13 protein-coding genes are annotated in these 12,861 nt (G+C 56.1%); 7 read left to right on the top strand and 6 right to left on the bottom strand.

Annotation, left to right across the window (positions count from 1 at the left end; all coding sequences use genetic code 11):
* Positions 1–65 precede the first annotated feature (65 nt).
* From ACFE7X_RS02200 to ACFE7X_RS02190, 3 genes are all read right to left on the bottom strand, one after another.
* A complete protein-coding gene (locus tag ACFE7X_RS02200; RefSeq protein WP_375434021.1) occupies positions 66–764 on the bottom strand; it encodes a ClpP family protease in 699 nt (232 codons plus the stop codon).
* A gap of 90 nt (positions 765–854) precedes the next feature.
* Positions 855–1,157 (bottom strand): hypothetical protein, encoded by a 303-nt coding sequence (locus ACFE7X_RS02195; RefSeq protein ID WP_375434020.1) that lies wholly within the window; start codon positions 1,155–1,157, stop codon positions 855–857.
* A gap of 4 nt (positions 1,158–1,161) precedes the next feature.
* Positions 1,162–1,758: an RNA polymerase sigma factor gene (locus ACFE7X_RS02190; protein ID WP_375434019.1), complete on the bottom strand. Its 597-nt coding sequence runs from the start codon at positions 1,756–1,758 to the stop codon at positions 1,162–1,164.
* A gap of 424 nt (positions 1,759–2,182) precedes the next feature.
* Between ACFE7X_RS02190 and ACFE7X_RS02185 the strand changes: the two genes are divergently transcribed.
* The 6 genes from ACFE7X_RS02185 to ACFE7X_RS02160 all read left to right on the top strand — a co-directional run bounded on the left by ACFE7X_RS02185 (position 2,183) and on the right by ACFE7X_RS02160 (position 7,813).
* Entirely contained in the window at positions 2,183–2,758 is a 576-nt protein-coding gene (locus tag ACFE7X_RS02185; RefSeq protein ID WP_375434018.1) for a lipocalin family protein, read from the top strand.
* Positions 2,759–2,947: 189 nt separating this feature from the next.
* Positions 2,948–3,397, top strand: coding sequence for a thioredoxin-dependent thiol peroxidase (gene bcp / locus ACFE7X_RS02180; protein ID WP_375434017.1), 450 nt, complete (start codon positions 2,948–2,950; stop codon positions 3,395–3,397).
* A 102-nt stretch (positions 3,398–3,499) separates the two neighbouring features.
* Entirely contained in the window at positions 3,500–4,402 is a 903-nt protein-coding gene (locus ACFE7X_RS02175; protein WP_375434016.1) for a transketolase, read from the top strand.
* A 164-nt stretch (positions 4,403–4,566) separates the two neighbouring features.
* Positions 4,567–5,970 carry a VWA domain-containing protein gene (locus ACFE7X_RS02170; RefSeq protein ID WP_375434015.1) on the top strand — a complete coding sequence of 468 codons (1,404 nt, stop codon included), beginning with the start codon at positions 4,567–4,569 and terminating at the stop codon, positions 5,968–5,970.
* An 11-nt stretch (positions 5,971–5,981) separates the two neighbouring features.
* A complete protein-coding gene (locus tag ACFE7X_RS02165; RefSeq protein ID WP_375434014.1) occupies positions 5,982–6,809 on the top strand; it encodes a phytanoyl-CoA dioxygenase family protein in 828 nt (275 codons plus the stop codon).
* 47 nt (positions 6,810–6,856) lie between these two features.
* Positions 6,857–7,813: a transketolase family protein gene (locus ACFE7X_RS02160; RefSeq protein ID WP_375434013.1), complete on the top strand. Its 957-nt coding sequence runs from the start codon at positions 6,857–6,859 to the stop codon at positions 7,811–7,813.
* A gap of 155 nt (positions 7,814–7,968) precedes the next feature.
* Here the strand turns inward: ACFE7X_RS02160 and ACFE7X_RS02155 are convergent, their stop codons facing one another.
* The 3 genes from ACFE7X_RS02155 to ACFE7X_RS02145 form a co-directional block, all read right to left on the bottom strand.
* The gene (locus ACFE7X_RS02155) at positions 7,969–8,514 is read right to left on the bottom strand and encodes a hypothetical protein (protein WP_375434012.1); all 546 of its coding nucleotides are present in this window, start codon (positions 8,512–8,514) and stop codon (positions 7,969–7,971) included.
* Positions 8,515–8,722: 208 nt separating this feature from the next.
* Complete coding sequence (locus ACFE7X_RS02150; RefSeq protein WP_375434011.1) at positions 8,723–9,376, bottom strand: zinc ribbon domain-containing protein; 654 nt, start codon at positions 9,374–9,376, stop codon at positions 8,723–8,725.
* Between the two features lie 45 nt (positions 9,377–9,421).
* Positions 9,422–11,779, bottom strand: a complete 2,358-nt coding sequence (locus ACFE7X_RS02145) for a DUF5060 domain-containing protein (RefSeq protein WP_375434010.1) — start codon at positions 11,777–11,779, stop codon at positions 9,422–9,424.
* A gap of 165 nt (positions 11,780–11,944) precedes the next feature.
* Between ACFE7X_RS02145 and ACFE7X_RS02140 the strand changes: the two genes are divergently transcribed.
* Positions 11,945–12,679 (top strand): DUF481 domain-containing protein, encoded by a 735-nt coding sequence (locus tag ACFE7X_RS02140; RefSeq protein ID WP_375434009.1) that lies wholly within the window; start codon positions 11,945–11,947, stop codon positions 12,677–12,679.
* Positions 12,680–12,861: the final 182 nt, after the last annotated feature.

Here is a 12,861-nt window from a genome sequence, read left to right as displayed (position 1 = left end):
TGAAATTAGGAGGCGGGGTTGCTCCTATTCATTCACTCGTTCACCCCTCCCACGAGTTCACAGCCTCACTCTTTCCGCTCCAGCACTTCGTCAATTAGGCCGTATTCTTTGGCTTCGTCGGCGCGCAGCCAATAGTCGCGGTCCGAGTCGTCGTGAATTTGCTGGTAGGTTTTGCCGGTGCGCTCGGCGTAAATGCTGTAAAGCTCCTGGCGCAGCTTCACCACCTCGCGAGCCGTAATTTCGATGTCGGCTGATGGGCCCTGCACCCCGCTACTGGGCTGGTGAATCATGACGCGGGCGTGAGGCAGGGCTGAGCGTTTGCCAATGGCACCACCGCACAGCAGGAAAGCGCCCATACTGGCTGCCAGCCCGGTGCAGATAGTGGCCACATCGGGCCCGACGTATTGCATGGTGTCGTAGATGCCAAACCCGGCGTACACCGAGCCCCCCGGCGAGTTGACGTAGAGCAGAATATCTTTCTTGGCGTTCACTGACTCTAGAAACAAGAACTGCGCCGTGATGATGTTGGCAATGTTGTCGTCGACGGCCGTACCAAGGAACACAATCCGGTCCATAATCAGCCGCGAAAACACGTCGATTTCCGCGAAACGAGTGGGCCGCTCCTCGATAACGGAGCGGGTCATGTTGGTGACGAACGTGCAGCCCTGGCCTTCGATGCGGCTTACATACCGGTCGACACTTAGGCCGTTGAGGCCCTGCCCGTGCACGGCAAATTTTCGGAATTCCTGTTTGGTTGACAGCATGGGAAAGTGGAAATAACAGGCATGCCGGTGCCCTTCGGCTCGAAAGCCTAGACACTCAGGGTGGCCCCGATGAAGTAGGAAAAGAAAGGTTTAGCGGTTGCGCGGGAACCACCACCAGCCGTTGCGGATAGCCCGCAAGCCCACCGTGGCCAACTGGCTCCAGCGGCCAGGGCGCGGCCCATATAGCCGCTCATGAATAACTTCTAGCTCACGCCGCAACTGCCGCTGGCCCGCTACATACAACCCCTGATACACGCGCCGCTGCGCCTCGGTGTCGGTTTCCAGGTCGGCATCGAGCAGTTGCTGCAAGGCCCATTCTTCAGCTTGCCCCGGTTGCGGGCCACCTAGCAGATGCTGCTCGATTCGTTGCAGGCGTTTCAGCTCTGAGCGCATGAGGTTAGTGGCTGAAATTTTCAACTAGCACATTGCGCACCGAGTTGCGCAGCCGCTCCAAGCACTTGAATTTCTGCACTGTAGCAGAGCGTACGTTGCGGTACTGGTGGGTGCTGGCAATTTGCTCTAAGGGCTGCTGGAAATAGTAGAAAGACAGCAGAATACTCTTGCACTTCTCCCCTAGCCGCTCCACGTATTCCAGCACCGATACTTCCTCTGCCGCCGCCCCTGCTTCGGCCGCTTCTCCTTGGTCGGGCACTTGCAGGTGCTCTTCGTTGAGGTCGGCGAGGTTGCAGCGCTGCCGACGGTCTACTTCCCGGCGCCAAATGTTGCGGGCCACGGCCACCAGGTAAGTACTAGCCGATGCCGTGAGTTCCAAGGTACCCGCCACAGCTTTTTCATAGAACACCACCAACGCATCATGAAACACATCCTTGGCATCTTGCGCGGTACCGCCGTGCTGCAACACATGGTGCCGTACCATTGGAAAGGTGTGCTGATAGAGCTGCGTGAGCGTTTGGTCGCGGTTGGTTTGCAGGGCGTGCCGCAGCTGTGCAGCAGACTGATTTGGCGAGAGCGGCAGAAGGTTTGTTGTTTTCATCGAAGTGCAAAGTCTACTGGTTAATCCGCCTTTCTGCCAACTATCACCCTTGTTTGAAAGATAAAATAAAGAACGGCACTAAGTGCATTAGCGAGGGCGCCTCATCCACTAACCCTCTCTAAAGAGAGAGGAACAATCTTCTAAAGTTAGAGCTAGTCTGCTAGCTCCTTCCTCATCTGAGGAGTGGTTGGGGGTGGTTGATTGATCGTTGAACGATCAACTAGCTTTAGTTTTCTAGCTCTAGCTAGCCACCCCGGCCTGCGGCCAGCCCTCCTTAAAAAAGGAAGGGAGCTAGGTACTCTAGTTTTCTAACTTTAACTGCAAATTTTCTTTTGAGAGGACAGCTCGTAAGCCGAAGGTTCCTGCTTACACATCCCACCGTTAAGCTGGCGCGTACAGCAAGCGTACACTCCAACTCGTCATCATGACTAAAGTAAATAAAGTCCGGCAGCCTGTTTTGTTTGCAACGGCCGTGGCCGCAGTGGCTACGGGAGTAGCGGCCTACGGCTACGTACGCCGCAAGATGTACGCCCCGCTACCCACCGTACCACACGTGAATCTGCATAAGTACAGTGGTTTGTGGTATGAAGTGGCCCGGCTTCCAACTCGCTTCGAAAAAGGCTGCCAACACGTTACGGCTGAGTACAAAGTACGCCCCGATGGCAAAGTAGACGTGCTCAATACCTGCCATAAAGAAGGGCTCAACGGCCCCGTTGAAACCGCAAAGGGCATTGCCCGCACCATGGATGCTACGTACTCCAAGCTGAAAGTCAGCTTTTTCTGGCCCTTTGAAGGCGACTACTGGATTCTGGACCTCGACTACGCCGACTACCAATATGCCCTGGTTGGCACGCCTAGCCGCGAGAATCTGTGGATCCTGAGCCGGAACCCGCACCTAGAGCGTAGCCGTCGCGACCACCTCATCGGCAAGGCCCGTGAACTAGGTTTCCCGGTAGAAAAGATACTGTTCACCCCGCAACCCATGGCCGAAAAGCCCTAGTGGATTCGCAGCAGTCTATAAGTTGAATCAGCCAGACAAGTATGCCACGAGTATTATATTCCGTGCCGCCTACTGGCCTTAAGGTTTGCGCTGGACCGCCGCAGTTGCGCTGACTAGTTTGGCGCAACTGCGGCGGTCCAGCTTCATGTGTTTCCGCGCTACTGCTACATTTGCCGAAACACTTGTTCTATGTCACTTCCCCAAGCCGGCGACCTCGCCCCCGATTTCACTGCCAAAGACCAGAATGGCACCACGCACCGCCTCGCCGATTACAAAGGCCGCCGGGTGGCGCTCTACTTCTACCCCAAAGACGACACTTCCGGCTGCACCGCCCAGGCCTGCGACTTGCGCGACAACTACCAGAGCCTACAAGCGGCCGGAATTCAAGTGCTCGGCGTCAGCATCGACAGCGAAAAGTCGCACCAAAAGTTTGCCACTAAGTATGATTTGCCGTTTCCGCTACTCGTCGATGAAGACAAGAAGCTAGTAGAAGACTACGGCGTGTGGCAGGAGAAATCGATGTACGGCCGCAAGTATATGGGCACCATGCGCTACACCTTCCTCATTGATGCCGAAGGCAAAATCGAGAAGGTGATTACCAAAGTCGATACCAAGAACCACGCCGCGCAGCTGCTGTAGGCTCTAGGCCCGGCTTACGTCTGCCCGAAGCGGAAAGGCCACGTGGCTCTTCCACTTCCTACATTTGCTTGATTCCTCTCCTCACTTCATCTATTTGAATCTATGTCGCAGGACACGTCTTTTGCTGCTTCTTCCGAAACGCATACGCCCGAAGCCACCAAGTCGGTGGCGGAGCTAAAACAGATTGCCTCCCAAGTGCGGCGCGACATTTTGCGCATGGTGCACGCCGTCAATTCCGGCCACCCCGGCGGTTCGCTCGGCTGCACCGATTTGCTGGTGGCGCTCTACTTCAAGGTGATGAAGCACACCCCCGAGCCATTCGACTTAAACGGCATCGAGCAAGACCTGTTCTTTCTTTCCAACGGGCACATTTCGCCGGTGTTCTACTCGGTGCTGGCTCGTTCGGGCTACTTCCCGGTAAGTGAGTTGGCTACTTTCCGCAAGCTCAACTCGCGGTTGCAAGGCCACCCGGCCACCCACGAGCACCTGCCCGGTATCCGCGTGGCTTCCGGCTCATTGGGCCAGGGTTTGAGCGTTGCGATTGGCGCTGCCCAAGCCAAAAAACTCAACGGCGACGACCGGACCGTGTTCGTGCTCATGGGCGACGGGGAGCTAGAAGAAGGCCAGGTGTGGGAGGCTGCCACGTACGCTCCGCACCACAAAGTCGACAACCTGATAGCCTTCGTGGACCGCAACGGCCAGCAAATCGACGGTCCTACCGAAAAAATCGGTGGCCTCGGCGACCTGCGCGCCAAGTTCGAAGCCTTCAACTGGCGCGTGCTCGAAACCGACGGCAACGACCTCGAAAAGCTGCTGCCTACCCTCGAAGAGGCCCAGTCGCTGCTCGGTCAGGGCCGGCCGATTATGGTGCTGATGGATACGCAGATGGGCTTCGGCGTTGACTTCATGATGGGCTCGCACAAATGGCACGGCGTGGCTCCCAACGACGAGCAACTGGAAAAAGCCTTGCAGCAACTAAGCGTAGAACGGGCCAGCGACTACTAAGCGTTTATCTAGTTGATAATGGCTTTGTTTTTATACAAAGCCAGGCTGGTGTTGCGTTGCACTAACAGAGTTCTTTCCTACTGCAAAGCGTTCTGGCCTTTCCTTTTGTATTGCCGCTTGTCATGCCCATCAACAAGAGGAAAGGCCAGAGTTAGTTTTTCTCGATGCGCCGGTTAGCTGTTCTTCTGTGCTGGGTGTTGTGGCTGGTTTGCGGAGTTGAAACCGGGCTGCGCGCTCAGAACGTGCCGCCCGGAAAGCCACGGGTTACGCGCATTCTGTTTTTGCTGGATGCTTCGGGCTCGATGCTGGCGCCCTGGGAAGGCCGCCCACGCATGGATGTAGCCAAAAGCCTGCTGGCCAAGATGGTGGATTCGCTGAACACGTACCCGAACCTAGAACTTGCCTTGCGGGCCTACGGCCACCTGCACGACAAGTCGGAAAACAACTGCGAAGACTCCAAGTTGGAAGTGCCTTTCGCGGCCAAAAACGCGGAGGCCATCAAAACCCGCCTCAAATCCATTGACCCCAAAGGCAACACGCCCATCACCTTCTCCCTGCTCCAGTCAGCCGGCGACTTCCCAACCGACAACACGGCGCGCAACGTGTTGATTCTCATTACCGACGGGTTGGAGTCGTGCAAAGGCGACCCGTGCGCTACGTCGTTGGCGTTGCAGCGCAAACGCGTGTTCCTTAAGCCGTTTGTAATTGGTATTGGGGCGGAAAAGGAGTTTGGTAAGCAACTGGAATGCCTTGGGCAGTACTACAACGCGTCTGATGTAAAAACCTTCCGCACCATTCTTAATGATGTAGTAACGCAGACGCTGGCCAAAACCACCGTGGCCATCAACCTGACCGATGAAGCCGGCAAACCCGTGGAGTCGAACGTGAACATGACTTTCATCAACAACATCACGGAGCAGCCCGAATTCAACTACATCCACTACCGCGACGCCCAAGGCAAACCCGACGTACTCGACGTTGACGCCCTACAGAGCTACGATTTGATTATTAATACCGTTCCGCCCGTTCGCCAGCAAAATCTTCCCATCAAGCCTGGCAAGGCCAACGTCTTCACTTACAAGACGCCCCAGGGCACGCTGTGGCTCCAAAGTCCAAATACGTTGGGCAACCCGTACGGCACGGTGCAAGCCGTAATTCGGCAGGCTGATAAGGAGAATACGCTGTTGGCGCTGCCTTTCGGGTCGCGGCAGAAGCTACTGGCGGGCAACTACGAGGTGGAACTGCTGACCTTGCCCCGCCAGCTTCGGCGCATCACCATCAAGCAAGGGCAGGAAACGGCTGTCACCTACGTTGCGCCCGGCACCCTCAACATCATCACCGATTTAAAAGGCTACGGCAGCATCTACCGCCTCAACGATGACGAGTCGCAGACTTGGATTTACAACCTCTCGGATGGGGGCAGCAGCAAAGTGAACGTGCCCATGCAGCCAGGCACTTACCGCTTGGTGTTCCGCACCAAAAACGCCACCGGCAGCAAGTTCACCGATGTGCGCAACTTCACTATCCGGCCCGGTCAAACCACTTCGGTGAGTTTATTTGGCAAATGATATCATCGGGAATGAACAAGAACCGCCACGCCACGCTTGCCGAAGCGCCGCTACAACACACTCAGTTGCATCATCCTGATAAAGCTTTAGCGGCATTCCAGCAAGGAGCCCAACAACTTGCCACTGACGGTTACAGCGTACTGCCCAACGTTTTCTCAGTTGAAGAACTTGCCGCGCTGTTGCGCACTGTAGAAGCTGCCGAAACTATCTCGCCTAATTTCCGTCGCAGTCAAGATGTGTTTGCCATCCGCAACCTGCTCGGCGAAATTCCAGCCTTGCAAGTGCAACTGCTAACGCCTAAGCTGCGGGACTTATTGGCTGTCCTTTTTCCCAATAGCGCGCCCCACCTGACCAAGGCTATTTACTTTGATAAGCCCGCCGGCTCCAATTGGCTGGTGGCTTGGCATCAGGATGTGATGATAGCCGTGGACGGCCAGCTCGACTTGCCCGGTTATGGCCCTTGGACCACCAAACAAGGCGAGACAACTGTGCTGCCACCCCGCCAAATCTTGGAAAGTATCATAACTATCCGGCTTCATCTTGATGACTGCGACGCTACCAATGGCGCGCTGAAAGTGGTTCCCGGTTCCCACCAGTGCGGCGTGATTCCAAATGACCAGCACCCAACCCACACGCCGCATGTGGTAACCTGTGCGGTGCCTGCTGGCGGGGTGATGCTCATGAAACCACTGACGCTTCACGCCTCTAACCGCAGCACCAGTACCCGTCCACGGCGCGTCATTCACCTGGAATTCAGCGCCGCCGAGTTGCCGCAGGGTTTGCAGTGGCGCGAGCGGCAGAATATTTCAGTAGACAAGTCAACCTGCCCGTCGTCCTGACGAGGGCAGAATACAAGAAACAAGAATACACTCTCCAACCCTCATACATGAACGATTTCCCTTACACCGAATCGAAAGACACCCGCAGCGGCTTTGGCGCGGGCTTGCACGAGCTAGGCAAAATCAACCCCAACGTAGTAGCCTTGTGTGCCGACTTGGTAGGCTCGCTCAAGATGGACGCCTTTATCAAGGACAATCCTGAGCGGTTTTTCCAAGTGGGCATTGCTGAAGCCAACATGATGGGCCTAGCGGCCGGCCTCACCATTGGTGGCAAGATTCCTTTCACGGGCACGTTCGCCAACTTCAGCACGGGCCGCGTCTACGACCAGATTCGGCAGAGCATTGCGTACTCCAATAAAAACGTGAAAATCTGTGCTTCCCACGCGGGACTTACGCTTGGCGAAGACGGCGCTACGCACCAGATTCTGGAAGACGTGGGCATGATGAAAATGCTGCCCCACATGACCGTCATCAACCCCTGCGACTACAACCAAACCAAAGCCGCCACCTTGGCCATTGCCGACTACGAAGGCCCGGTGTATTTGCGCTTCGGTCGCCCCGTCGTTCCCAATTTCACCCCCGCCGATCAGGTGTTTGAAATCGGTAAAGGCGTGGTGCTCAACGAAGGCACCGACGTGAGCATCTTCGCCACGGGCCACTTGGTATGGAAGGCCGTTCTGGCGGGCAAGTTGCTGGCCGACAAAGGCATCAACGTTGAAATCATCAACATCCACACCATCAAGCCTCTGGATGCGCAGCTGATCCTGGAGTCGGTGCGCAAGACACGCTGCGTGGTAACGGCCGAAGAGCACCAAATGAACGGCGGCCTCGGCGACTCTATCGCGCAGTTGCTGGCGCGCGAAGAACCCCTGCCGTTGGAGATGGTAGCCGTCAACGACTCGTTTGGCGAAAGCGGCACCCCCGACCAGCTGATGGAAAAATACCAGCTCAACGAAGCCGCTATTGTGCGGGCTGTTGAGAAAGTTATGGCGCGCCGGAAGTAGTAAACAGGTTGAAAATCACCTTAAAAGCCTCTGCTACTTTCGTTGTAGCAGAGGCTTTTGTCTGAGTTCATATATCGCATTCACGAACTGATACTACGCCGCTAGATTCAAGCTGTGAGAAAGCAGTAACTCAATGCCATACTCTTATGCCTCCATCATTCATAACGAAGATTAGCCAATCGTTGCTCTAGCAATACGTCTAGGCTCCGCCAGTAAGGGCGGTTGCCAAACGTATAGTCTTGGTAACAAGCCAGAAACGCTTCAGTTTCTTGCTCTACCTCCAGCATCAGCTCTGGGCCCGTGGCAACCGCTCGGTCGTAATCAGCAGCCAAACCATAAATCCATCCCACTTCTGTGTCAGCTCTCACCAACGTTCGCAGCCGGTAGAGCGACCTGATGAGTTGACTCAATGGCCACGTATTGGTGGTAAACTGCCGGTGCAGCCAACCGACAGCAGGTCGCACTGAAAAGAAAGCGCCGGGAAACAAGTTTTTGAGGTACGCCGGCACTTCCGGCTTGCTTGTGTGCAAGACGCGGTAAAATTCAAGGAAGAAGCTATCCGGGCTTTCTTCGCGTAGCAGCACCTCATCGACCCAGTCGCTGATATCGGCCATCGTAAACAATTCCAACTGCAAGCCTAAGCGCGCGTAGAAAACTGCTTCCTCCACGGGCAATCCTCGAAATTCGCTATCCAGGTTCATGGCTGTTTTTTTCCCTCCACCTATAAAAGGGCTTCTGTTAGCTCAATACGCACTTTTGTGATGCTAGGAAGCAAACTAGCTACATTACTTTTCTGGCAACTAAAAACGCTAGTGCTAGTGTCGAGATAGACAGGTCTATCCAGCTGAGCCGGTGGCTGGTTGACTGCCAGATTGAAATAGCACGCTGTGCGGTGCTCTGTCGGCGCTTTTACTGTTTGGTGCCGCATTCGACGCAGAATCGCTGATCGGCTTTCATGGCGCCGCCGCAGTTCACGCAGAATTTTTCCTTAGTTGGCGCAACAGCCGCGTTCGGAGTGCCACACTGAGGACAGAACTTTTGCCTGGGGTTAAGTTTGGCGTTGCAGCTTTGGCATTGCACAATTCCGCCCCGGTTCAGAAAGTCCAGTTCCTTGGTATAGTCCTGAGCGCGGGTTTTGGTGTAGATCTGCTCGCGGCTGGCGAGGGCTTGTTGGGCGGCTAGCTCTTCGTGCTCGTCGGGGGCGCAGTCTTCGCAGAGGCCTGCCTTGGAGTTCCAGCACACGTCAGGGCACACCCAATGGCCGCAGCGGGTGCATTGCTTGAAATACTGCTTGCCTTCGAGCACCGCTTTTTCCAGGGCTTCGTCGTGGGCTTTTCCTCCAATTGCCCGCTGCACTTGGTAGGCCGCGTTGCCGGCCTCATGAAACATGCCCCCAAACAAACTGCCCGCTGCATTAAGCAAGCTCCCCGCAATGCCAACCGCACTCGGCTGGAAGCGCGACATGTGGCCGTTGCGGCATTTGTCGCAATAGAACTTGAACTGAAACCCTTTGTCGGTGGAGAGGTCGTCGTGGTTGGCGACAAACTGAATCATGTTGCTCATAGCTAGTAGGCGTGGTTGGCGCCTAAAAATAGCATATCTGAATATTCATTTCCATAGGTCAGCGCCCGGCTTATGAATAAAGAATCTACCAGCAGCATTCATTTTCTTGGTTGGCGTCTTCGGGGTGGTCTTCACTGGCACTCTCGGGGCAACCTTCACCGGCACTTTCGAGGCGTTTTTCGGGGGCGCTTTCCGGGTGGTCTTCGCCGGGGCTTTCGGCACCGCTGCGGGCTCGGGCAGCCAAGTTGCTTTGAAACCATAATCGGGTGCGTAGGGCGGGGAGCCCAAGGGCCGGAGCGGCGGCACCGTAAAGGTGAGCTTGCCATCGGCGGCCTGTACTTCGCTGGTGAACTGCGCAATAACTCCCCCCTGCTCGTCTTTACCATCCCGATTAAGGTCGTAGAACGGGTAGGTGCTGAAAAACTCCAGCTTGTAGCGGCCGGGGCGCGTCACGTTCAGGACAGTTACTTCCCCCCCGATTAGCGCCGGAATACTGTCGGGCGTGGTGGGCTGGTTGTCGTTGAGGGTCGCGCAATACGCCGGGCTGGTATACGAGCCGGCCAGATGCGGCAGCTTGTACCAATAGTTGTTGCGGTTGTGCACCCACCCTACCACGCGCGCCGGACTGCGCAAGGCGAATACTTCCAAAGCGGCATCCGAAGTGGAAACTCCGGAAGGCACGAAAGCCGGGTTTTCGGCGTCCTCTTTGCCACTGGCCCACACCGGAATGCAATTGCCGGGGGTGGTGGGCGAGTGTACGACGTCTTTGGGACCCGTAACCCCAGGGCACGGACTGGCAATAGGCTCGTTGACTTCCTCGAAAATTGGGCAGTCCGACAAAAACCGGTTCAGCGGCCGGAAGTAATGATATTGCCCGCCTTGGCAGAGCCCAAATACCTGGTTGGCCCACCAGTACAGGGCCGTGCCGCCCGAGCCGTTGAAGGTTGAGGACCAAAGCGTGTTATGTAGCTCGTTGAGGTCGTGGAAGAGAACATTGCGCGGGTAGCGCTTGGCGGTGAAGCTGGAGGTGCCGTACCAGCATTGGTTTTCTTGGGCCATAGCAAACTCGGCCAGCTGGTAGGGCTTACCAGGAAACAAAGCTGCCGCTCGCCGGGCCAAAAAAGCCTCCTGGTGTTCCACGTTCAAGTCGGAGCTATAGTAATGGTCTTGCACAAAGTCCACCTGCGGGGAAGAGTACAGTGCCACGGCCGTGTCGCGGGTATGGAAGCTACTAAAGGCGTAGCCCATGTTCACGGTATACAGGTGCTGCGGGGCTAGCGTACGGGCGTAGCCTAGCATCTCGTCGGTCCACTGGCGTATGTTGCGTGGGTTGTCCCCGTCCCAATAGGTTTCATTCGGAGCGGCTGGCCGGTAGCCATCAAGCTCATTCATAAGCTCGGCGGCAAAGAAGGCGGTTGAGTAGCCCCAGCGAGCCATAATGTAGCGGATACGCTGCCGCAGCAGCTGCCGGCATAGGGAGTCGGTGAAGAACTTAGACGACTGCGTATTGGGGGGCAGCAGTTTTTGGTAGGGATGGAGCAGCCAATTATGTCCAAACTCGGCGTTGTCGGTTAGCTCGTCGGGCGTCATAAGGGCCACTTGCAGGTACACCCGGCGCTTGGCAGCGTATTCCAGCAACTCATCGAAGTCGTAGGCTCTGTTTTGGCGGGCATCGTAGCGGCCAGGCAGGTCGCCGGGTCCTTCTATCCCAAATAAGGTGGGCGTCATGAAGATGCGGCCGTAATTGCCGCCACTATCAGCTATGCGCTCAATGGCTACCCGCGCATCGCGGTACGGCAAGCGGGTGTACGGCCCCTCAATCCAATAGCCGGTTACGTTCATTCCCAGCGGGAAAAACACGCGGCCATCTGGGTACGCGAAGTTGCGCCCGTTGCGGTGCTTCCCTATGTAGCCCGGATTGGTGGAGGCGGCCACCGTCACGTACGTAACTGGCCCGTAGATGGTAGAATCGTTGCGATTTACCACGATTCGGTAGCTCCAGCGCCCGGCCGTAGGCGGCGCAAACCGAATGCGCCAAGGCAACCGGGTGGCCACCGACGTAAGATACTTCGGGTCTTCGGGACAAGTGAGGCAATACAAGCAGGTATCGGTAGCGCTCTGCCGCGGAAAGGGCGCGCAAGTGGTACACCGCTTGAAATCCTGATACCAGAAGCCCGGCACCTGATACACGCTGTCCTGGGGCGAAACAAACTCGGCGCGCACCGTAATTTCGTCCGGATCGTATGGGTTGCCAACCGGGGCCGTTGCCAGGGCCACTCCTAGCTCCAGCTTCTGGAAGCGCGCCGGGGCCGTGGTGCCTACCTGGCGAAACTCCCGAATCCGCAGCGCCCAGGCCGACGGCACCAACAACAGCCAAAACAACAAGACCAACAAGAAACGCATGAGCAGCAATAAGTATATCAACTTGCAAGCAACGAAGAAATTCGACGTGTAGAGTATACTGAGTGGCCGCAAAAAATCCACTCTGGCAGGCGGCTATACTCTTTTCATTTCAAACCCAGCCCTTTCCGCATTCCTACTGCTTGCGCTGGCTTCTACGTTTATTTGATGCGTTTATTATTTTCTTTGTCTGGTACCGCATTGCTTTGGTTGCTCTGTTTGGTACCCGCGCGTGCTCAACAGCCCGATACCACCGTTATTCGTTACGCTGGGCAGCTTACCGGCCAGTACACCTCGGGCGGTGTCAACCGAACTTTGCTGGCCACCACGCATGCCGTTACGTTTCTGCGGGGCCAGCATTTCGGGGCGCCCGTGAATGGCAGCTTCACTTACGGCAAGCAGGATCGGCTATTGAAAGAGCGAGAATTTTTGTTTAATGCCACGCCTTACTACCGGCTCAGTCACTTTCGGGCCTATGGTATTGGGGGCTACGAACGCAGCAACCTGCGCGGCATCGACCACCGAATTCAGCTCGGTGTGGGGCCGGGTTGGGCCTTTTACACCGATACGCTGGGGCGCGAGGTATCGGTGAGCAACCTTTTCATTCGGGAGGCCACTTACTTCCAAGACGGTAGCCAGCGCATGGTTTCGCGCAGTTCGTTGCGGCTGCGCGTGGCCTACTCGAAGGGTGTGCTTGCCCTTAACTCCACTACGTTCTACCAGCCCAACCTCGAAGGCTTTAAAGATTACCGCATCAATCAGCTTACCACGCTGGCCCTGCACTTTACGGCCCGCTTTGCCATTACGGCCAGCTACACCTACACCCACGAAAGCCGCGTGCTAGAAGGCAAACCCAACGACAACACCAACGTGACGGTAGGCGTAGCCTTCAGCACACCGTGAGCAAGCCAACTCTAAAATGCCGGCCTGCTTTAGCCGATAGCTGGAGCGTTTAGCTGCACTATTTTCAAGAACTTGGCACGGGTGTAAGAGCAAGCCGATTAGCTACTTGCAAGGCCGCGGCAACTAGCAAGCGCACACTCACTCTTGCGCCTATTAAACTTGTTGCTCCCAAGCTCATCTAA

The sequence above is a fragment of the uncultured Hymenobacter sp. genome, assembly GCF_964242765.1.
Taxonomy (GTDB): domain Bacteria; phylum Bacteroidota; class Bacteroidia; order Cytophagales; family Hymenobacteraceae; genus Hymenobacter.
Note: the sequence above shows the minus strand (reverse complement) of the source record. Positions and strands in the feature narration are given on the sequence as shown.